We start from the raw sequence: 19,875 nt of genomic DNA on the forward strand, positions 1-19,875 counted from the left end.
GCATTCACGGTCTTTCCTCACGCGTTCGCGCGTTCGAGACGACACCACAGACCGGGCCAGGAGCCCACCGATCAAGGAGATTCACCCATGGCTGACCAGAACAAGCTCATCGCCGAGGACCGCACGGCCTTCGGCAAGGGCGCGGCCCGCAAGCTGCGCGCGACCCACAAGATCCCCGCCGTGGTGTACGGCCACGGCACCGAGCCGCGCCACATCGCGCTGCCGGGCCACGAGACCGCGCTGCTGCTGCGCAAGTCGAACGTCATCGTGACGCTCGACATCGAGGGCGAAAAGCTGCTCGCGCTCGTCAAGGACGTGCAGAAGGACCCGGTGCGCCAGCTCATCGAGCACATCGACATGATCGTCGTGCGCAAGGGCGAGAAGGTCACCGTCGACGTGTACGTGCACCTCGAGGGCGAGTCCGCCCCCGGCACGATCGCGATGGTCGACCACAACACGCTCACCGTCGAGGCCGAGGCCACGCACATTCCCGAGTCGTTCACGGTCTCGATCGAGGGTCTCGAGGAGGGCGCGCAGATTCACGCATCCGACGTCGAGCTGCCCTCCGGCACGACCCTCATCACCGACCCGGAGGCGCTCGTGGTCAACATCACCGTGCCGCGCGCGACGGTCGCCGAGGGCGATGAAGCCGCCGAGGGCGAGGCCGCCGAGGGCGAGACCGCCGAGGACGCGTCGGCCGAGGCCGGCGACTCCGAGTCGGACGACTAGCGAGCCGAGCACCCCGCCACCATGTTCGGCCTGCAGCGGCGCTCGCAGCCGAGCGCGGCAGACGGCAGTACCTGGCTTGTGGCCGGGCTCGGCAACCCCGGGCCCGGCTACGCCGGCAACCGCCACAACGTAGGCGCGATGGTGCTCGACGAGCTCGCCGACCGCATCGGCGCGCGCTTCAGTCGGCACCGCACGACCACGATGCTCGCCGAGGGGCGCGTGCGGCCCGGCGGGCCCAAGCTCGTGCTGGCGCGCCCGTTGAGCTACATGAACACCTCGGGCGGCCCCGTCTCGAGCGCTGCCGCCTACTTCGGCATTCCGCCGGAGCGCACGATCGTCATCCACGACGACATCGATCTGCCGTTCGAGACGATCAGGCTGAAGGCCGACGGCGGGCACGGCGGCCAGAACGGCGTGCGCGACGTCATCAAGGCGCTCGGCACCCCGGAGTTCGTGCGCGTGCGCGTCGGGGTCGGGCGGCCTCCGGGTCGCCAGGAGGCGGCCGACTATGTCCTCCGCGACTTCCCGGCCGCCGAGCGCGCCCGACTGCCGTTCGTGCTGTCGGACGCCGCCGACGCGGTCGAGCTCATCGTCGACGAGGGTCTGCTCGCTGCCCAGCAGCGCGTGCACGCTCCGCGAGCCTGAGCCGGGCATCCCGCCCCCGGCCGAGCGTCAGGGTGGCCGCGTAGACTCGTCCGACGTGAGTCTCGAGCGGTTGATCCCTGCCCTGTCGCGCGCCCGCACCCTCGAGAAGGCGCTCGACCACGCTGCGCGCAGCACCGACTTCTCCGTCGTCGAAGGCCTGCGCGTTCCGCTCCTGGCGGGCCTGCTCGAGCGTCGTGACGGCCCGCAGTGCCTTCTCGTGATCGCGGCGACCGGCCGTGAGGCCGAAGCCGTGCAGCAGGCGCTCGCGTGCGTCGCACCCGGCACGACCATCCTCGACCTGCCGGCGTGGGAGACTCTGCCGCACGAGCGTCTGAGCCCGAGCGCCGAGACGGTCGGCCGGCGCATCCGCACGCTGCGGGCGCTCGCGGCATGGGAGCACGATGAGGATGCCCGGCGCGGCGACCTGGTCGTCGTCGCGTCCGTGCGCGCCGCCCTGCAGCCCCTCGCCACCGGCCTGACCGACATCGAGCCCGTGCGCCTGAGGGCCGGCGGTCGAGGCTACGACCTCGCCGAGGTCACGCGCCATCTGGTCGATCTGGCCTATACGCGCGTCGACATGGTGACGCGCCGCGGCGAGTTCGCCGTGCGCGGCGGCATCCTCGACGTCTTCCCCGCGGTCGCCGAGCACCCGGTGCGCGTCGAGTTCTTCGGCGACGAGGTCGAGCAGCTGCGCGAGTTCTCCGTCGCCGACCAGCGCTCGCTGCCGGACGAGGTCGCGAGCGTCGAGCTGCCGCCCACGCGCGAGCTGCTGCTCACCGACGCGGTGCGCCAGCGCGCGCGCGAGATGCAGCACGAGTTCCCGAGCCTGCAGCAGCTGCTCGAGAAGATCGGCGAGGGGATTCCCGTCGAAGGAATGGAGAGCCTCGCGCCCGCCCTCGTCGACGAGCTCGTGCCGCTCACGCACTACCTGCCCGCCGCAGCGTCCGTCGCCGTCCTGAGCCCCGAGCGGGTCGCGACGCGCGCCGTGAGCCTCGCCGAGACCAACCGCGAGTTCCTCACGGCGGCCTGGCACGCCGCGACGGCGGGGGCTGAGGCGCCCATCGACCTCGACGCCGGCGACTTCCTCACCGTGAACGGCCTGCGACTCGCGGCGGGCGATCGCGCCTGGTTCACGGTGAGCGCGTTCGACGCCGACGACCCCGAGGTTGTGCGCATCGACGCCTCCGAGCCTCCGAGCTTCGCGGGCACGAGCGCGGGCGCCGTCGACCACGTCGCCGAGCGGGCGCGGGCCGGCTGGTCGATGGTCGTCGTCGCAGGCGGTCATGGTCTCGTCGAGCGCGCCGCCGACGTGCTCGCCGAGCAGGAGGTCGCCGCGCGCGAGGTCGATGAGCTGCCCGACGTGCTCGAGGCCGGCGTCGTCTACCTCGTGCAGGGCAGCGTCGAGCACGGCTTCGAGCTGCCCGAGCTGCGCTTGGGCCTCCTGAGCGAGACCGAGTTCTACGGTCGCAGCGTCGGCTACGATTCGCGGCAGCCGAAGAAGCTCGCGAGCCGCCGCAAGACGCAGGTCGACCCGCTGCAGCTCACGCCGGGCGACCACGTCGTGCACGTCACGCACGGCATCGGGCGCTTCGTCGAGCTCACGACGCGCGAGGTCTCCACGGGCGGCCGCAACGCGGTGAAGACGACGCGCGAGTTCCTCCTGCTCGAGTACGCGCCGAGCAAGCGCGGCTATCCCGGCGATAAGCTCTACGTGCCCACCGACCAGCTCGACTTGCTCAGCCGCTACGTCGGCGGGGAGGCGCCGACGCTCAGCAAGATGGGCGGCAGCGATTGGGCCGCCGCGAAGGGCCGTGCCCGCCGCGCGGTGCGCGACATCGCCGTCGAGCTCGTCAAGCTCTACTCGGCACGCATGTCGAGCAAGGGGCACGCCTTCGAGCCCGACACCCCGTGGCAGCGCGAGCTCGAGGAGGCCTTCCCCTTCGCGGAGACCCCCGATCAGCTCACGACGATCGACGAGGTCAAGGCTGACATGGAGCGGCCGATCCCCATGGACCGCCTGCTTGCTGGTGACGTCGGCTACGGCAAGACGGAGGTCGCCGTGCGCGCGGCGTTCAAGGCCGTGCAGGGCGGCAAGCAAGTGGCCATGATCGTGCCGACGACGCTGCTCGTGAAGCAGCACATGGAGACCTTCGCCGAGCGCTTCGCGGGCTTCCCCGTGCACTTGCGCGCGCTCAGCCGCTTCCAGTCCGACCGCGAGGCGAAGGAGACCCTCGAGGGCCTCGAGCGCGGCACCGTCGACGTCGTCATCGGCACGCACCGCATCCTCAGCCAGGGCGTCCAGTTCAAAGACCTGGGGCTCGTGATCATCGACGAGGAGCAGCGCTTCGGCGTCGAGCACAAGGACGCGCTCAAGAAGCTCAAGACCAACGTCGACGTGCTCGCGATGTCGGCCACGCCGATTCCCCGCACCCTCGAGATGGCGGTGACGGGCATCCGCGAGATGTCGACTCTCGCGACGCCGCCCGAGGACCGCCACCCGATCCTCACCTACGTCGGCGCCTACAGCGACAAGCAGGTCGCGGCCGCGATCCACCGCGAGATGCTGCGCGAGGGGCAGGTGTTCTACGTGCACAACCGCGTGTCGAGCATCCAGCGCGTCGCCTCGCACCTCGCCGAGCTGGTGCCGGATGCGCGCGTCGCCGTCGCCCACGGCCAGATGAGCGAGTCGCTGCTCGAGCAGGTCATGGTCGACTTCTGGGAGCGCAAGTACGACGTGCTCGTCTCGACGACGATCATCGAGACCGGCCTCGACGTCGCCAACGCGAACACGCTCATCATCGACCGCGCCGACAAGTACGGTCTCTCGCAGCTGCACCAGTTGCGCGGGCGCGTCGGCCGCGGGCGCGAGCGCGCCTACGCATACTTCCTGTACGACGAGTCGAAGCCGCTCAGCGAGACCGCGCACGACCGCCTGCAGACGATCGCCGCGCACACCGACCTCGGCGGAGGCATGCAGATCGCCATGAAGGATCTCGAGATCCGCGGCGCCGGCAACCTGCTCGGGGCCGAGCAGGCCGGCCACATCGCTGGAGTCGGCTTCGACCTCTACCTGCGCATGATCGGCGAGGCGGTGAGCACATTTCGCGGCGACGCGGCTGCCGAGCAGACGGAGCTGCGACTCGAACTGCCCGTCGACGCGCGGATTCCCGAGGAGTTCATCGAGAGCGAGCGCCTACGGCTCGAGGCCTATCAGAAGCTCTCGACCGCGGCGGCGCCGACGAGCGACGAGGATGCTCTCGGTGCGGTTCTCGAGGAGCTGGCCGACCGCTACGGCGACCCTCCCGCCCCCGTGCACGCCCTGCTCGCGGTGTCGAGACTGCGGCGGCTCGCCCAGGGTCTGGGACTCAGCGACGTCGTCGTCATGGGGCAGATGCTGCGCATCGTGGGGCTCGAGCTGCCCGACTCGCGCCAGCTGCGGCTGCAGCGCATGTACCCGGGGGCGAAGTACTTCGCGCAGCAGCGCGCCGTCGCCGTTCCGCTGCCGAAGGATGCGAGCGACGACGACCTCATCGAATGGGTCGGGCGCACCCTGGAGAACCTCTACGCCGCAGAGCCCGCTGCCTCCGCCGCTCGCGACTAGGCGTCGGCCTCCGGCTGGGCAGGCGGGGCAGCGAGGGCGAGAGGGCGGGGGAACCGCACGCTGCCCGGCACCTCGTGCACGCGGTACACGGCCATCGGGATGACGACGAGCGTGCGCAGATCGAACAGGATGTGCACGAGCATCGCGAGCAGGATGCTGCCGCTCACGACGTAGAGGGTCGTGAAGAGCAGGCCCACGACGCTCGTCGCGACGACACCGAGCCACCCCTGGTAGGCGTGCAGCGCGCCGAAGACGAGAGCGGCGAGCACGAAGGCGCTGAGCGGCTCGCCCGTCACGATCACGAGCAGGGCGGGGAGTGCGAGACGGAACAGCGACTCCTCGACGATCCCTGCGTTGACCGAGAGCGCCGCGCCCCAGCCGAGCTCGGGCCGGTTGCGCGGCAGGAGCGAGGCGATGTCGCCGACCATGATGACGCCGCCCTCGGCGCGGGCGCTGCGCACGCCGAGCACGGTGAGCAGGGTGCCGCCGACGACGGCGCCGAGCAGCAGGCCGGCTCCGAGGCCGCCGGTCAGAGCATCCCGCAGCCAGGCCACCGGCGGCAGGGCCTGCGTCTCGGCGAGCAGCGGCGCGACGAACGGGTGCACCGCGAGGAGCACGAGAGCGGCGGTGCCGCCGAAGAGGGCGAGCGATTCGATGAGCCAGCGCCGCAGCATCGCCTGGCGGCGCACCGTCGAACGGTAGCGGCGGAAGCGCGCGTACTCGCGGCGATCCTTGCGGATGGCGCGCACGAGGAACAGCACGAGCAGGCCGGTCGCGAGGAGGGCGGCCGCGAGCCGAGTGAGCCAGTCGAGGTCGGGGAGCACGCCCCCAGTCTCCTGCACGCGGCAGCGAGGCGGGCTGAGAGGATGGCGGCATGAGCGAGCTCCCGACCCCGCGACCGCACCCGCAGCTGGACCAACTCATCGCCGTGCTCGAGTACCTGCGGGCTCCCGGCGGCTGCGCCTGGGATGCCGAGCAGACGCACGAGAGCCTCGTGCAGTACCTCGTCGAGGAGTCGCACGAGCTCATCGAGGCCATCGAGCACGGCTCGCGCGAGGACGTGCTCGAAGAGCTGGGCGACGTTCTCTACCAGGTGCTGTTCCACGCGGACATCGCGGCGGCGAGCGCCGAGCATCCGTTCACGATCGAGGATGTCGCGGCCGCGACGACCGCGAAGATGGTCGGCCGCCACCCGCACGTCTTCGGCGACGTGGTCGCCGACACGGCAGACGACGTCGCGGCGAACTGGGAGACGTGGAAGCGGCAGCAGAAGCCAGCACGCACCTCGGTGCTGGACGGCGTCCCGGCCGGCCTGCCCGCGCTCGCCCGGGCCGAGAAGGTCCTCGGGCGAGCGCACAGCGTCTCCGCCGACATCGTGGTCGACGAGAGCGAGCCGGGTCTCGACGACGAGGCCGAACTGGGGCACCGGCTCTTGAGCCTCGTGGCCGCGGGCCGCGCACAGGGGTTGGACGCCGAGCGCGCCCTGCGCGCCGCCGTGCGCGATCTCGAGTCGCGCATCCGCGCGGCAGAGTCGGCAGCGGCTCGCACAGTGGTTGACTGACGCTCATGACGGCAACCCCCTCGCACGCCTCGAGCGGCGCCGCGATCGAGGTGCACGGGGTCGCGCGCTCCTTCGGAGACGTGCACGCCGTGCGCGACGCGAGCTTCACCGCGCACGCCGGGTCGGTCACGGCCCTCATCGGCCCGAACGGCTCCGGCAAGACCACGCTCATGCTCGTGCTCGCGACCCTGCTCGCGCCGGATGCGGGAACCGTGCGCATCGCCGGAGCCGACCCCGTGCGCGATGCGCGAGCGGTGCGCCAGCGCATGGGATGGATGCCCGACGTGCTCGGCTCGTGGGCGACGCTGAGCGTGCGGCAGACGCTCGAGACGACGGGGCGGCTGTACGAGCTCACGCCGGCGCAGTCCCGCGAGCGGGCGCGCGAGCTCATCGAGCTCGTAGGGCTCGAGTCCCTCGCCGACCAGCCGACGCGCGTTCTCAGCCGCGGCCAGAAGCAGCGTTTGAGCCTCGCACGCGCGCTCGTGCATCGGCCGGAAGTGCTCTTGCTCGACGAGCCCGCGTCGGGCCTGGACCCGGCGGCGCGCGTCGACCTGAGGGTCCTCGTGCGGCAGCTCGCTGCGGAGGGCGTCGCGGTGCTCGTCTCCAGCCACGTGCTCGCCGAGCTCGACGAGATGGCCGACGCCGCCGTGTACCTCGACCACGGCGTCACCGCCAGCGCCGAGCGCATCGAGTCCTCGCGTGCGGGGGCGCGACAGTGGCGCATCCGCGCGGTCGACCCCGCGGCTCTCTCGGCAGCGCTCGAGAGCGAGGGCGTCGAGAGCGCTGGTCAGGACTACCTCGGAACCCTGATCTCCGTGGCGAGCGAGGCCGACGCGGCCGCCCTGCTGGCCCGTCTCGTGAGCGCGGGAGTCGCCGTGAGCGCCTTCGGGCCGGCGGTGGGCGACCTCGAGCACACCTTCCTCGACCTGGCGCGCGGCGAGCGGCCGGAGGAGGCGCGATGACCCGGTACTCGGACACACTCGGCACGATCATCCTGCTCGAGCTGCGGCAGCGCATCCGCTCGGTCGCCTGGATCGTCCTCGTGATCGTCGTCTTCGTGCTCGTGGGCGTCGTCACGGCGATGCTGTGGGCCTCGATATCCGCCTTCGGGGGCGACGCCGAGACGGCGGGCGTCTACTCGACCATCATCTTCTTCGTGCTGCTCGTGGGCACTCTCGTCACGCCCGCCATCAGCGGGGGCGCGGTCAACAGCGATCGGGACGCCGGAACGCTCGCGACGACGCAGGTGACGCTCGCGAGTGCGCCGCAGATCGTGCTCGGCAAGTTCGTGGCGGCCTGGACCGTGGCGCTCACCTTCCTGCTCGCCTCCCTGCCGTTCCTCGTCTTCTCCGTTGTGGCGGGCGGCGTGCGGCTCGACACGCTCCTGGCCTCGCTCGGCGTGCTCGTGCTCGAGCTCGGCGTCGTCGCCGCGATCGGCGTCGGTCTCTCCGCACTCATGTCTCGAGCCCTGTTCTCGGTCGTGACGACCTACCTGGCCGTCGCCGCGCTGAGCATCGGCACGCTCATTGCCTTCACGCTCGGCGGGCTCGCCTTCCAGTCAGAGGTTCGCTCGACCTACATCGGCGTCGACTACTCCGTCGGGGGCGAGTTCGATCCGCAGACAGGATTCCCCGAGCAGGTCGAGTGCCTTCCGCCCGAGACCTACGAGTACCTCGTGCCGCGCTTCGACCACGTGTGGGGCATCCTCGCCGCGAACCCGTACGTCGTGCTCGCCGATGCCGCGCCGACCACGTTCGACAGCAACGGCAACCCGCAAGACCTGTTCGGCACCATCGCGACGGGCGTGCGAGCGGCCCAGCTCGCCCCCGAGCTCGAGATGGTCACGGACGAGTGCGCGGCGGCGCTCGCCGGCGACCTCGACCTTCTCAACGACTACGAGACGCCTCAGGAGATCTTTGAGCGCACGGTGCCCAGCTGGTTCGTCGGCCTGCTGCTGCACCTCCTGCTCGCAGCACTCGTACTGGGCGGCGGCATCGCGCGCACGCGCACCCCGGCGGGTCGCCTGCCGAAGGGCAGCCGCATCGCCTGAGCGCGCCGGAGGCGCCCGGGCTGCGTGACAGAATCGAGCGTATGGCCAGCCCGGTGACCCCGCCCCGCGGGATGCGCGACATCCTGCCCGCCGACAAGGCCCGGCGCGAGCGCGTGCTCGCGACGGTGCGCGGCGTGTACCGCGCGCACGGTTTCGACGAGATCGAGACTCCCGTCATGGAGGACGCCGACCGCCTGCACGCGGGCCTCGGCGGCGACAACGAGAAGCTTGCGTTCGCGGTCATGCGGCGCGGTCTCACCGTGGATGACCTGCGCACCGCCGAGTCGCCGCTCGACCTCGCCGACCTCGGGCTGCGGTTCGACCTCACGGTGCCGCTCGCGCGCTTCTACGCGAGCAACCGCGGGCAGCTGCCGACCGTGTTCCGCGCCATCCAGGTGGCGCCGGTGTGGCGGGCGGAGCGCCCGCAGAAGGGCCGCTACCGGCAGTTCGTGCAGTGCGACATCGACATCATCGGCGAGCCGGGCATCATCGCCGAGGTGGAGCTCATCGCGGCGACCTCGGCGGCGCTCGACGCCCTCGGCATCCCCGACTGCAGCATCCGCGTCAACGACCGCCGTCTGCTCACGGCGTGGCTCACGCGGCACGGCGTGCCGGCGACTCTGCAGCCGCAGGCGCTCATCACGATCGACAAGCTCGACAAGCTCGGCGTCGACGGGGTGGTGGAGGAGCTCGTCGCCCTCGGCGTCACGCAGGCGCGGGACCTGTTCGAGGCGCTCGCCGCCGACGAGGACGACTCGTGGAGCCTGCTGCAGAGTCCCGCGTTCGACGGAAGCCCCGCCCTCGACGATCTGCGCGCACTGCGCGCGGCACTGCCCGAGCTTCCGCTGCAGTTCGACCCGTTCCTCGTGCGCGGCATGGGCTACTACACGGGCCCGATCTTCGAGGTCGCGCACCCGCAGCTCGGCTACTCGCTGGGCGGCGGAGGCCGCTACGACGGCATGATCGGGCGGTTCCTCGGCAGCGAGGTGCCCGCGACGGGCTTCTCGCTCGGCTTCGAGCGCCTCATCGACCTCGTGCAGCTCGCCGAGACGGGGGGCGCAGAGGATGCGGCTCTCGTCTACGACCGCGATGTCGCTCCCGCGACGATCGTGACCCTGCAGGCCGCCCTCGTCGCGGAGGGCGCCCGGGTGCGTCTGCTGAAGCGGCCCAAGAATCTGCGCGCCGCTCTCGAGCAGCTCGAGGCGGACGGCTTCCGCCGCTTCGCGCCCGTGGCGCACGACACCGCACCCGACCCTGCGCTTCTCGACTGGCGTAGGCTCGGAGCCGCAGATTCGACCACCACCGAAGGAGACTGACCCGTGGCAGCTATCGAGGCCGTTGGAGCCCGTGAAATCCTCGACTCGCGAGGCAACCCGACCGTGGAGGTCGAGGTTCTGCTCGACGACGGGACGGTTTCGCGCGCGGCCGTGCCCTCGGGCGCATCGACGGGCGCCTTCGAGGCGTATGAGCTGCGCGACGGTGACAAGGGCCGGTACCTCGGCAAGGGCGTGCTCAAGGCCGTCGATGCCGTGCTCGACGTGCTCGGCCCGGCCGTGGAGAACCTCGACGCGAGCGACCAGCGTCTCATCGACGCCGCTCTCATGGACGCCGACGGCAGCGACAACAAGTCGAAGCTCGGCGCGAATGCCATCCTCGGCGTCTCCCTCGCCGTCGCGAAGGCGGCAGCCGACTCTGCCGACCTACCCCTGTTCCGCTACGTCGGCGGCCCCAACGCCCACGTGCTCCCCGTGCCGATGATGAACGTCATCAACGGAGGCTCCCACGCCGACACGGGCGTCGACGTGCAGGAGTTCATGATCCTGCCGATCGGCGCGGAGAGCTTCACGGAGGCTCTGCGCTGGGGTGCGGAGACCTACCACGCGCTCAAGGGCGAGCTCAAGGCCGGCGGCTTCTCGACCGGTCTCGGCGACGAGGGCGGCTTCGCCCCCGACCTTCCCGGCACGAAGGCCGCGCTCGACTTCCTGCTCGCGGCGATCGAGAAGGCGGGCTTCACGCCCGGAACCGACATCGCGCTCGGGCTCGACGTTGCGGCGACCGAGTTCTACTCCGACGGGGTCTACAGCTTCGAGGGCTCGACCCGCACGGCGGCCGAGATGGCCGCCTTCTACGCGGAGATCGTGAACGCGTACCCGCTCGTCACGATCGAGGACCCGCTCGACGAGGATGACTGGGACGGCTGGGCCTCGCTCACGACCGACGTCGGCACGAAGGTGCAGATCGTCGGCGATGACCTCTTCGTCACCAACCCCACGCGACTCGCGAAGGGCATCGCGCACGGCACCGCGAACTCGCTCCTCGTGAAGGTCAACCAGATCGGCACGCTCACCGAGACGCTCGACGCTGTCTCCCTCGCCCAGCGCAGCGGCTACACGGCCGTGCTGTCGCACCGCTCGGGCGAGACGGAGGACACCACGATCGCCGACCTCGCGGTCGCGACGAACTGCGGCCAGATCAAGACGGGCGCGCCCGCGCGCTCGGAGCGCGTCGCGAAGTACAACCAGTTGCTGCGCATCGAGGAGGAGCTGGGCGAGGCCGCCGTGTACGCCGGTCGCTCGGCCTTCCCGCGCTTCACCGCCTAGGCGGCGCCGTGGCCCGCCCCCCGCGCAGCGCCTCCCCGGCTCCGGCCGCGGAGGCGCTGGGGGTGGGCGCCTGGTTCCGCAACCTTCAGCTCTCCGGGTTCACCGTTACCGTCTTCCTGCTGATCGTCGCGGGGCTCGTCGTGCTCGCGCCCTCCCTGCGCATCCTCGTGGAGCAGCGGCAGGAGATCGCCGAGCTGGAGCGAACTGTCGCCGAGCAGCAGGCGGCGGTCGAGGATCTCGAGATCGAGATCGATCGCTGGCAGGACCCTGCCTACATCGAGGCGCAAGCGCGCGGTCGGCTGCTGTACGTGTACCCGGGCGACATCAGCTATCTCGTGATCGACGACGGGCTCACTCCCGCCTCGGATGACGGTCAGCCGATCAGCGACGAGATTCAGACGACGCGCGTCGACTGGACGCGCGCGCTGCTGTCGTCGTTCGTCACGGCGGGCCTCACCGACCTGCCGGCCGACTCTCTCGTCTCCCCTGCGTTCGAGGGGGCGCAGTGAGCCGGCCGCCGTTCGCACCTTTCAGCGAGGGCGATGTCGCGCTCGTCAGTGCGCAGCTCGGTCGCCCAGCGCGCGACGTCGTCGGCATTCCCGCCCGCTGCGTGTGCGGCGCGCCCACGGTCGTCGCGACCCGGCCGCGGCTCTCGAACGGAACACCCTTCCCGACCCTCTACTACCTGAGCCACCCCGCGGCGACGGCGGCCGTCTCCCGACTCGAGGCCGACGGCCGCATGGCCGAGTTCACGGCGATGCTCGCCGAGGACTCCGCAGTCGCTGCGCAGTACCGCGCCGCTCACGAGGCGTACCTGGCCGACCGCGGGCAGCTGCTGGACGTTCCCGAGATCGACGACTACTCCGCCGGGGGCATGCCGACGAGGGTCAAGTGCCTGCACGCCCTCGTCGGCCATTCCCTGGCCGTGGGGCCGGGCGTCAACCCGATCGGCGACCGCGCCCTCGCAGAGTGCGGCTGGACCCCCGAGGTGTGCGCGTGCACTCCCGACCTGCGCGGCTCCTAGCGCGCCTGACCGTGCTCGCCGTGGCGGGCGCTGGCGCTCTCGCGCTCGCTCCGGCTCCGGATGCCCGCGCAGACTCGATCAGAGACCTCCAGTACTGGCTCGACGAGTACGGAATTCGCGAGGCGTGGCAGATCACGCGAGGCGCGGGTGTCACGATCGCGGTCATCGACTCGGGCGTCGACGCGGCGCATCCCGATCTCGCGGGCGCGGTCATCGGGGGCACCGACGTCTCGGGGCGGGGAGCCGACGACGGAACGCGGCCGGTCAGCGGAACGGGCAGCACGCACGGCACTATGGTGGCCTCCCTCGCGGCAGGACGGGGCAGCGGGCCCACGAACGGTGTCATCGGCGCGGCTCCAGCGGCCTCGCTGCTGAGCATTTCCCTCGCCTTCGGAGCGGGGGAGCGCAGCGCCGACGCGCAGGTCGCCGACGCGGTGCGATGGGCCGTCGACAACGGCGCCGACATCATCTCGCTCTCCCTCACGCGCAACACCCTCGGCTGGCCGGAGAGCTGGGACGACGCGTTCGGCTACGCCGAGGAGAACGACGTGGTCGTCGTCGCGGCGGCGGGCAACCGGGGCAGCGGCACCGAGTCGGTGGGAGCGCCAGCGACGATGCCGGGAGTGCTCGCGGTCGGCGGAGTGGACCGTTCGGGCGTCGCGAGCGACAACGCCTCGTCGCAGGGCATCACGATCGGGGTCATGGCTCCGAGCGAGCAGCTCGTGGGCGCGGTGCCGGGTGGCGGGCACGCCCTCTGGCAGGGCACGAGCGGGGCCACGCCGATCGTCGCGGGCATCGCGGCGCTCGTGCGCGCGGCGCATCCCGAGCTCGATGCCGCGAACGTCATCGAGCGCATTCTGCGCACCGCCCGCCCCGCGACGCCCACCGTGCCCGATCCGCTCTACGGCTACGGCCTCATCGACGCGCGCGCGGCCGTGGGCGCGAGTGTCGCTCCTGTCGCGAGCAATCCGCTCGGCAGCCTCGCCGAGTGGGTCGTCGTGCACCGTCGAGCGGAGGCCGACACCGTCGCAGCCGACCTTCCCGCGGCGCGCGAACCGATCGCCCGCGGCTCGGTCGCGAACGATCCTGTCGCGGATGCCCGGCCTGCGATCGCCGCGGCGGCACCCGTGCTGCCGATCGTGGGCCTGCTGCTCGGGCTCGTGCTCGTCGTCGTGGGAGCGGTCACCGCAGGCGCCGTGCAGTTCGCCAGGCGCACGCCGTCGGAGTAGATTAACCGGGTTCCCCCAAACAAGGAGTGTTTTTCTCGTGCCCAGAATTCTCATCGTCGGTGGAGGCTACGCCGGTTTCTACACCGCTCTGAAGCTCGAGAAGTGGCTGCGCAAGGGTGAGGCCGAGGTCGTTCTCGTCGACCCGCTGCCCTACATGACCTACCAGCCGTTCCTGCCCGAGGTCGCGGCGGGCTCCATCGAGCCGCGTCACGCGGTCGTCTCGCATCGGCGCCACCTCAGGAGCACCCGCGTCATCACGGCGAAGGTGTCGGGAGTGAACCACGCGAGCAAGACCGCCACGATCGAGCCCGAGGTGGGGGAGCCCTTCGAGCTCGACTACGACCACGTCGTCATGACCGCCGGCTCCGTCTCTCGCACGTTCCCCATTCCCGGCGTCGCGGATGAGGCCATCGGCATGAAGTCGATCGAGGAGGCCGTCGCGGTGCGCGACCGCCTCATCGACAACTTCCACCGTGCCGCCCTGCTGCCGGCCGGCCCCGAGCGCGATCGGCTGCTCACCGTCGTCGTGGTCGGTGGCGGCTTCGCCGGCATCGAGACCTTCGCCGAGCTGCGCAGCCTCGCGAGCGCCCTGCTGCGGGACCACCCGCAGCTGACGATCGACGACACGCACTTCCACCTCATCGAGGCGATGGGCCGCATCATGCCCGAGGTGTCGCTCAAGACGAGCCACTGGGTTCTCAAGAACCTGGCCCAGCGTGCCGCGATCGTGCACCTCGAGACGCAGCTCACGAGCGCCGTCGACGGCCGCATCGAGCTGTCGACGGGCGAGAGCCTCGAGTCGGACCTCATCATCTGGACGGCGGGCGTCATGGCGAACCCGGTGCTACGCGGCACCGACCTGCCGGTCGACGAGCGCGGTCGCCTGCGTGCGCAGGCAGACCTGCGCGTGATCGACGACAACGGCATCGTCGACGCCGCGTGGACCGCGGGCGACGTCGCCGCGGTGCCCGACCTCTCGGGCGGCGGAGTCGGTGGGTTCTGCGTGCCCAACGCGCAGCACGCCGTGCGCCAGGGCAAGCAGCTCGCGAAGAACATCGTGGCGGTGCTGCGCGGTGAGGACCCGAAGGACTACGAGCACAAGAACCTCGGCGCCGTCGCCGGCCTGGGCCTCGGTTACGGAGCCTTCCAGTCGGGCAAGTTCGCCGTCACGGGCTTCCCCGCCTGGGTCATGCACCGCGGCTACCACGGCCTCGCGATCCCCATGTGGGAGCGCAAGCTGCGCGTCGTGGGCGACTGGGTCGGCAACCTCGTGCTCGGGCGCGACAACGTGAGCCTCTCGGCGCGCGAGGAGCCCGCGGCGTACTTCCAGGAGTTCGCGGCCCGCCCCAAGGGCTAGTGCCCGCGACCGCAGGTTATGCGGTCGCGCCAGTGCGGTGTACCCCGGCTGGGGTTCGAACCCAGACTGAAGCGATTTTAAGTCGCCTGCCTCTGCCAATTGGGCTACCGGGGCCCGCCCGCCACATTAGCTGTCGAGGGCGGGTGCCACCCAGCGCACCCAGACGGTGAGCGCGGTCAGCACCGCGGCGATTCCGAGCGCGATGAGGCCGAGGGCGAGCAGCGGGAAGCTCGCGCCCGAGGCGACGATCGCGCCCGTGACGGAGGCGCTCGTGAGGGCGACGACGGCCCAGCCGCCTCGCGAGATGGCGTAGAGCTCGCGACCGGGCAGCCCGCCGATGGGCAGCAGGAGCAGCAGGAGCGACCCGAACCCGCCGAGGGCGATCGCCGCCATCGTCTCGGCGGCGAAGGTCTCCCAGAATCCGACGGTCGGCATGAGCAGGGTGTGCGCTGCCCACGCGAGCAGGGCGAGTGTCGCGACGCCCGCGATCTGAGCGATGGCGACTCCCCCTCGCGCGCGCAGGCGCGCGGGCTCGAGGGCGAGGCAGGCGAGGAGCACGCCGAGCAGGACGGGTGGCTGCAGGTCGAGGAAGCGCGAGAGGAGCGCGGCGACGAAGGCGACGATCAGGATGCCCGGCAGCAGTCGCGCGCGTGCGGGGGCGTGCAGCACGCGCCCGGCGATCCTCGCGGGGATGACGACGGCGAAGAGGTTGAGCAGCACGAGCCCGAGCCCGATGGCAGCCATGAGTCTGATGTACCGCACTTCCGCCGTGATGCCTCCGGAGAGCGCGGCGACGAGCGCGGCACCCGCGAAGGTGGCGACGACGACGAGGAGAGGGGAGAGGACGGGCCGCTCGCCGCCCTCCTCGCCCTGCTGCTCCTCATCATCGGGCTCCTCGTCCTGGCGGTTGCGGCCGGTGAGCCGCCAGGGTGAGGTGCCGAGCCGTGGCCCGACGATGGTCGCGTACGCGCGCAGGGGGAGCGCGATGAGCAGCAGGTAGGCGAGCGCCACGATCGGGGCGAGTGCCCAGCCGCCGCGCTCGATGATCTGCTCGGCGGAGGGCAGCGAGTTTCCGAAACCCGTCTCGGTGCCCCAGTGGGTGGCGGGTGAACCGCCGCTTCCGCTCTCGCCGAACGGGGGCGACGGCACGCCGGGGGCCGGCCGCTCGGGGGGCGTCGTGGGGCTGGGGATCGGTGAGCTCTCGGGTTCGGGCGACCCGGTGCCACCGGGTTCCGGGGCGGGAGCGGGAGGCACCGCAGGGCCGCCCGGCGATCCGCCTCCCCCGTCGGGGCCGCGGGGGGAGGCGATGATCTCGACGCGCTCGCTCGCGCTGCTGAAGTTGCCGGCGACATCCCGCTGCAGTGCCTGCAGGGTCCACTCTCCGGGGCCGGGGAGGCCGAGTGCGCAACTCCACTCGCCGGTCGGCTCGACGTCGGCCTCGCACGCGATGTCGCCGTGCGTGAAGACCTGCACCCGGGCATCCGGTTCTCCCTCGCCCGCGACGGTCACCGCGGGGCCGCTCACCGCATCGCCGTTCGAAGGGCTCGTGATGAGGGGAGCAGCGGGAGGCGTGCGGTCGATCGTCGCCGTCGTCGCGGGGGAGTAGCTCGAGTACTCCGGCCCGAGAGAGGGCAGCGATTGACTCACGCGCACCTCGTGCTCGCCTTCGGGGAGGATGACGACGCACGACCAGAAGCCGCTGTCGACCGCCGCTGGGCACGAGTGCTGCTGCGGAGCTCCGGACCCGTCAGACTGCACCTGGATGGTCGCCCCGGGCTCAGCCTGACCCGTGAACCGGCCCGTCGTCGTGATCTGAGCTCCAGAACCGTCGAGCGTGGGGGGACGCAGGACGCGCAGCACGAGAGGCTCGAGCGGCTCGACGGAGTCGTCGGCGAGGGTCTCCACCCCCGTGAAGGTCTGCTCGCCGTTGGGCACCGAGATCGACGGGCACTGCCAGGTCGTCGCCGCTGAGGCGGTGATCGTGCACACCACGCCGGCGCCGGCGCGGCGCAGCTCGAGCGCGCTCTCGGCCTCCTTCGTGCCCTGCAGCACCACGTGCCCGGTGCCGACGAAGTCGCTCGTCGGCTCGGTGAACGAGGCTGCGGCCGCCGCAGGAACGGAGGGCAGTGCGGCGAGTGCGGTAGCCGCGGCGACGACGATCGCAGCCCTGAGCATCCCGCGAGCGGGCGACGATGAGCGGCCCATGCTCATCCCCCTCTCCGCTCGTGAGGGTGACGGCCCTCGGTGCTGCCGGCGCGCCGACATCGGACCATCCTCGCGACCATCATGTCGTGTTGGGCCGGTGACTGCTGGGCGGCTCCACAGGAGGCGCCAAGCCTGGCGCCTGTTGCGGGTCGGATGCGCGCTCTATGCTGTGCTCATGGAATTCTTGGTCATCGTCGGCGTCATCGTCCTTCTCGTCGTCATCGCGGGCATCTACCTATGGGCGACGTACAACTCGCTCGTCACCCTCAATGTGCGCGTCGACGAGGCGTGGAGCGACATCACGGTGCAGCTCAAGCGCCGTGCCGACCTTCTGCCGAATCTCATCGAAGCCGTCAAGGGCTACGCGGCGCACGAGAAGCAGGTCTTCGAGAACGTCACCAAGGCGCGCGCCGAGACGCTGACCGCGCAGGGCCCGGCAGAGGCGAGCGCGGCCGAGAACCACATGCAGCAGGCGCTCAAGAGCATCTTCGCGGTCGCCGAGGCGTACCCGCAGCTCCAGGCGAGCCAGAACTTCCTGCAGCTGCAGGGGGAGCTCGTCGACACGGAGGACAAGATCCAGGCGTCTCGCCGCTTCTACAACGGTGGGGTGCGCGAGCTCAACGTCAAGATCAAGCAGTTCCCGAACACGCTCTTCGTGCGCGGCCTCGGCTTCACCGAGCGCGACTTCTTCGAGGTGGCGGATGCCGCGGCGATCGCGGAGCCTCCGCGCGTGCAGTTCTGATCACCGCGCTCGCGAGCAGGGAGTAACCGCACGTGTATCGCGCCATTGCGGCGAACAAGCGCAACACGGTGTTCATCATCATCGTGTTCGTGCTGCTCATCGGGGGTCTCGGCCTTGTCGCCGACTACCTGTACGGCGGCGGCATGACGATCTTCATCGGCACGCTCATCGGCGCGACAGCGTACGTGCTGTTCCAGTACTTCGCGTCGAGCTCGCAAGCGCTCTCGATGGCGGGTGCCCGCCAGATCGAGAAGCGGGACAACCCTCGCCTCTACCGCATCGTCGAGAACCTCGCGATCACGGAGGGCATGCCGATGCCCAAGGTGTACATCGTCAACGATCCTGCGCCGAACGCCTTCGCGACGGGTCGCGACCCCGAGCACGCGAGCGTCGCTGCGACCACGGGCCTGCTCGAGCTCATGGACGATCGGGAGCTCACGGGGGTCATGGCGCATGAGCTGGGCCACGTGAAGAACTACGACATCCGTGTGTCGACGATCGTGTTCGGTCTCGTCGTCGCGGTCGGGCTGCTCGCCGACATCCTGGTGCGCATGGCCTTCTTCGGCGGCAATCGCAACAACGGCAACCCGATCGTGCTCATCTTCGGCGTCGTCGCGATGATCGTGGCGCCGCTCGTCGCGAGCCTCATCCAGGCGGCCGTCTCCCGGCAGCGGGAGTACCTCGCCGATGCGACGGGCGCTCTCACGACGCGCGACCCGGAGGCGCTCGCGAGCGCTCTCCAGAAGCTCGGCGACTACGCGCGCCCCATGCGCAAGCAGAGCTCGACGATGGCGCACTTGTGGATCAGCGACCCGATGAAGCCCGGAGTGATCGACCGCATGTTCCAGACCCACCCCCCTATCCCCGACAGGGTGAAGCGGCTCATGGAGAACTCGACGCGCTTCTAGCCGGTCGAGCAGTCATCGACCCCGCAGTGCTTCCCGCACGGCGGCGGCGGCCGTGCCCCGATCGGCGACGAGAACCTCCCCGAGCCCCTGCCAGGCCGATGCCCGTCTCAGCACCGGGGCGATGCGCTCGGCGAGCGCACCGGCTGACACGCCCGGCTCGGCCCACGCCGACTGCACGCGCAGCACCCCCGCCTGGCGGTCGCTCTTGAGGTCGATGCGCCCCAGCAGGGCATCGTCGACGAGCACGGGCAGCGAGTAGTAGCCGTACTGGCGGTGCGCAGCCGGTGTGTAGATCTCGATGCGGTAGGGAAAACCGAACATCCGCAGGGCTCGCTCACGGTTCCACACGACCGGGTCGAAGGGAGAGAGAAGGGCGGTCGACTCGATGCGGCGCGGGATGCGCGCGCCCGAGGGCATGAACGCCGGGAGCGGCCGGCCTCCGCGCACCCACCCCTCCACCTCGACCTGTACGACCTCGCCCGCGTCGAGGAGCGCGCGCAGGGCATCCTTCGTCGGAGCGATCTTCAGCCGGTGGTAGTCGGCGATATCGCCGATCGTGCCCACGCCGAGGGCTCGCACGCTACGCCGGACAAGCTCGAGCTGCGCATCGTCGCGCGCAACCCGCTGCGCGTGCAGTTCGCCGAGGCCCACCTGCTCGGGCAGGGCGTACACCCGCGAGAAGCCCCGCCGCCCGCCGCTCACGACGTCGCCCACGGCGAACAGGTGCTCCAACCCGATCTTGACGTCGCTCCACCCCCACCACGGCCCGCGTCGCGCGGTGGCCTCGTGCTCGACGTCGCCCACGGTCATGGGTCCCACCGCGGCGAGCTCGCCGAGCAGCCAGGAGAGCATCGCTGCGTTGTCGCGCACCCACGCGTTCGAGCGGTTCTCCTTCTCGCGCAGCGCCTCGCGCTTCCAGTGCCACAGCGGCCAATCATCGCGACGGATGATCGCCGCCTCGTGCGCCCAGTACTCGGTGTAGCGGCCTCGGGCGTGGAAGATCAGCCGGTCGAGCAGTGCGGGGTCGTACGAGCCGAGTCGCGCGAAGAGCGGCAGGTAGTGAGACCGCGCGAACACGTTCACCGAGTCGAGCTGCAGCACCGCGAGGCGATCGAGGGCGGCCGTCAGCTGGCGCGCGCCGATCGTCTCGGGATGCGGGCGGGCGAAGCCGCCCGCCCCGAGGGCGAGCCGCCGAGCCTGATCGCTTCGGAGCCGGTCCACCTG

Annotated in this window: 17 protein-coding genes and 1 tRNA gene; 14 read left to right on the top strand and 4 right to left on the bottom strand. The window is 71.0% G+C overall.

Annotation, left to right across the window (positions count from 1 at the left end; genetic code table 11):
- The first annotated feature begins 87 nt into the window (after positions 1-87).
- Genes HUJ41_RS02615 through mfd form a run of 3 tightly spaced genes read left to right on the top strand, consistent with a single transcriptional unit; the run spans position 88 to position 4,975 of the window.
- The gene (locus HUJ41_RS02615; RefSeq protein ID WP_179873238.1) at positions 88-729 is read left to right on the top strand and encodes a 50S ribosomal protein L25/general stress protein Ctc; all 642 of its coding nucleotides are present in this window, start codon (positions 88-90) and stop codon (positions 727-729) included.
- Between the two features lie 21 nt (positions 730-750).
- The gene (pth, locus tag HUJ41_RS02620; protein WP_179873239.1) at positions 751-1,374 is read left to right on the top strand and encodes an aminoacyl-tRNA hydrolase; all 624 of its coding nucleotides are present in this window, start codon (positions 751-753) and stop codon (positions 1,372-1,374) included.
- A gap of 55 nt (positions 1,375-1,429) precedes the next feature.
- Positions 1,430-4,975, top strand: coding sequence for a transcription-repair coupling factor (gene mfd, locus HUJ41_RS02625; RefSeq protein WP_179873240.1), 3,546 nt, complete (start codon positions 1,430-1,432; stop codon positions 4,973-4,975).
- Here the strand turns inward: mfd and HUJ41_RS02630 are convergent.
- Positions 4,972-5,799 carry a CPBP family intramembrane glutamic endopeptidase gene (locus tag HUJ41_RS02630; protein WP_179873241.1) on the bottom strand — a complete coding sequence of 276 codons (828 nt, stop codon included), beginning with the start codon at positions 5,797-5,799 and terminating at the stop codon, positions 4,972-4,974. The genes mfd and HUJ41_RS02630 overlap by 4 nt on opposite strands.
- Positions 5,800-5,849: 50 nt before the next feature.
- On the opposite strand from HUJ41_RS02630, the gene HUJ41_RS02635 reads away from it, so the two are divergent.
- Genes HUJ41_RS02635 through HUJ41_RS02675 form a run of 9 tightly spaced genes read left to right on the top strand, consistent with a single transcriptional unit; the run spans position 5,850 to position 14,796 of the window.
- Positions 5,850-6,536 (top strand): nucleoside triphosphate pyrophosphohydrolase, encoded by a 687-nt coding sequence (locus HUJ41_RS02635; RefSeq protein WP_179873242.1) that lies wholly within the window; start codon positions 5,850-5,852, stop codon positions 6,534-6,536.
- A gap of 5 nt (positions 6,537-6,541) precedes the next feature.
- The gene (locus HUJ41_RS02640; RefSeq protein ID WP_179873243.1) at positions 6,542-7,498 is read left to right on the top strand and encodes an ABC transporter ATP-binding protein; all 957 of its coding nucleotides are present in this window, start codon (positions 6,542-6,544) and stop codon (positions 7,496-7,498) included.
- Positions 7,495-8,586, top strand: a complete 1,092-nt coding sequence (locus HUJ41_RS02645; RefSeq protein ID WP_179873244.1) for an ABC transporter permease — start codon at positions 7,495-7,497, stop codon at positions 8,584-8,586. Before HUJ41_RS02640 ends, HUJ41_RS02645 begins: the two co-directional genes overlap by 4 nt.
- 41 nt (positions 8,587-8,627) lie before the next feature.
- A complete protein-coding gene (gene hisS, locus HUJ41_RS02650; protein WP_179873245.1) occupies positions 8,628-9,902 on the top strand; it encodes a histidine--tRNA ligase in 1,275 nt (424 codons plus the stop codon).
- Positions 9,903-9,905: 3 nt separating this feature from the next.
- Positions 9,906-11,186: a phosphopyruvate hydratase gene (gene eno, locus HUJ41_RS02655; protein ID WP_179873246.1), complete on the top strand. Its 1,281-nt coding sequence runs from the start codon at positions 9,906-9,908 to the stop codon at positions 11,184-11,186.
- 8 nt (positions 11,187-11,194) lie between these two features.
- A complete protein-coding gene (locus tag HUJ41_RS02660; protein WP_218925626.1) occupies positions 11,195-11,695 on the top strand; it encodes an FtsB family cell division protein in 501 nt (166 codons plus the stop codon).
- Positions 11,692-12,210 (top strand): DUF501 domain-containing protein, encoded by a 519-nt coding sequence (locus tag HUJ41_RS02665; protein ID WP_179873247.1) that lies wholly within the window; start codon positions 11,692-11,694, stop codon positions 12,208-12,210. The genes HUJ41_RS02660 and HUJ41_RS02665 overlap by 4 nt, the downstream gene beginning before the upstream one ends.
- Positions 12,183-13,439, top strand: coding sequence for a S8 family serine peptidase (locus HUJ41_RS02670; protein WP_246299291.1), 1,257 nt, complete (start codon positions 12,183-12,185; stop codon positions 13,437-13,439). The genes HUJ41_RS02665 and HUJ41_RS02670 overlap by 28 nt, the downstream gene beginning before the upstream one ends.
- 37 nt (positions 13,440-13,476) lie before the next feature.
- Positions 13,477-14,796, top strand: coding sequence for an NAD(P)/FAD-dependent oxidoreductase (locus tag HUJ41_RS02675; protein ID WP_179873248.1), 1,320 nt, complete (start codon positions 13,477-13,479; stop codon positions 14,794-14,796).
- Between the two features lie 40 nt (positions 14,797-14,836).
- On the opposite strand, the gene HUJ41_RS02680 is transcribed toward HUJ41_RS02675, so the two are convergent.
- Together HUJ41_RS02680 and HUJ41_RS02685 are read right to left on the bottom strand one after the other, a co-directional pair.
- Positions 14,837-14,910, bottom strand: a tRNA-Leu gene (locus HUJ41_RS02680).
- Positions 14,911-14,922: 12 nt separating this feature from the next.
- Entirely contained in the window at positions 14,923-17,001 is a 2,079-nt protein-coding gene (locus HUJ41_RS02685; protein ID WP_179873249.1) for a hypothetical protein, read from the bottom strand.
- 175 nt (positions 17,002-17,176) lie between these two features.
- On the opposite strand from HUJ41_RS02685, the gene HUJ41_RS02690 reads away from it, so the two are divergent.
- Together HUJ41_RS02690 and HUJ41_RS02695 are read left to right on the top strand one after the other, a co-directional pair.
- Entirely contained in the window at positions 17,177-17,743 is a 567-nt protein-coding gene (locus tag HUJ41_RS02690) for a LemA family protein (protein ID WP_179873250.1), read from the top strand.
- Positions 17,744-17,775: 32 nt separating this feature from the next.
- Positions 17,776-18,651 (top strand): M48 family metalloprotease, encoded by an 876-nt coding sequence (locus HUJ41_RS02695; protein ID WP_179873251.1) that lies wholly within the window; start codon positions 17,776-17,778, stop codon positions 18,649-18,651.
- A gap of 12 nt (positions 18,652-18,663) precedes the next feature.
- Here the strand turns inward: HUJ41_RS02695 and HUJ41_RS02700 are convergent, their stop codons facing one another.
- Complete coding sequence (locus tag HUJ41_RS02700) at positions 18,664-19,872, bottom strand: winged helix-turn-helix domain-containing protein (RefSeq protein WP_179873252.1); 1,209 nt, start codon at positions 19,870-19,872, stop codon at positions 18,664-18,666.
- Positions 19,873-19,875: the final 3 nt, after the last annotated feature.

Source organism: Microcella indica, assembly GCF_013414345.1.
Lineage (GTDB): Bacteria > Actinomycetota > Actinomycetes > Actinomycetales > Microbacteriaceae > Microcella > Microcella indica.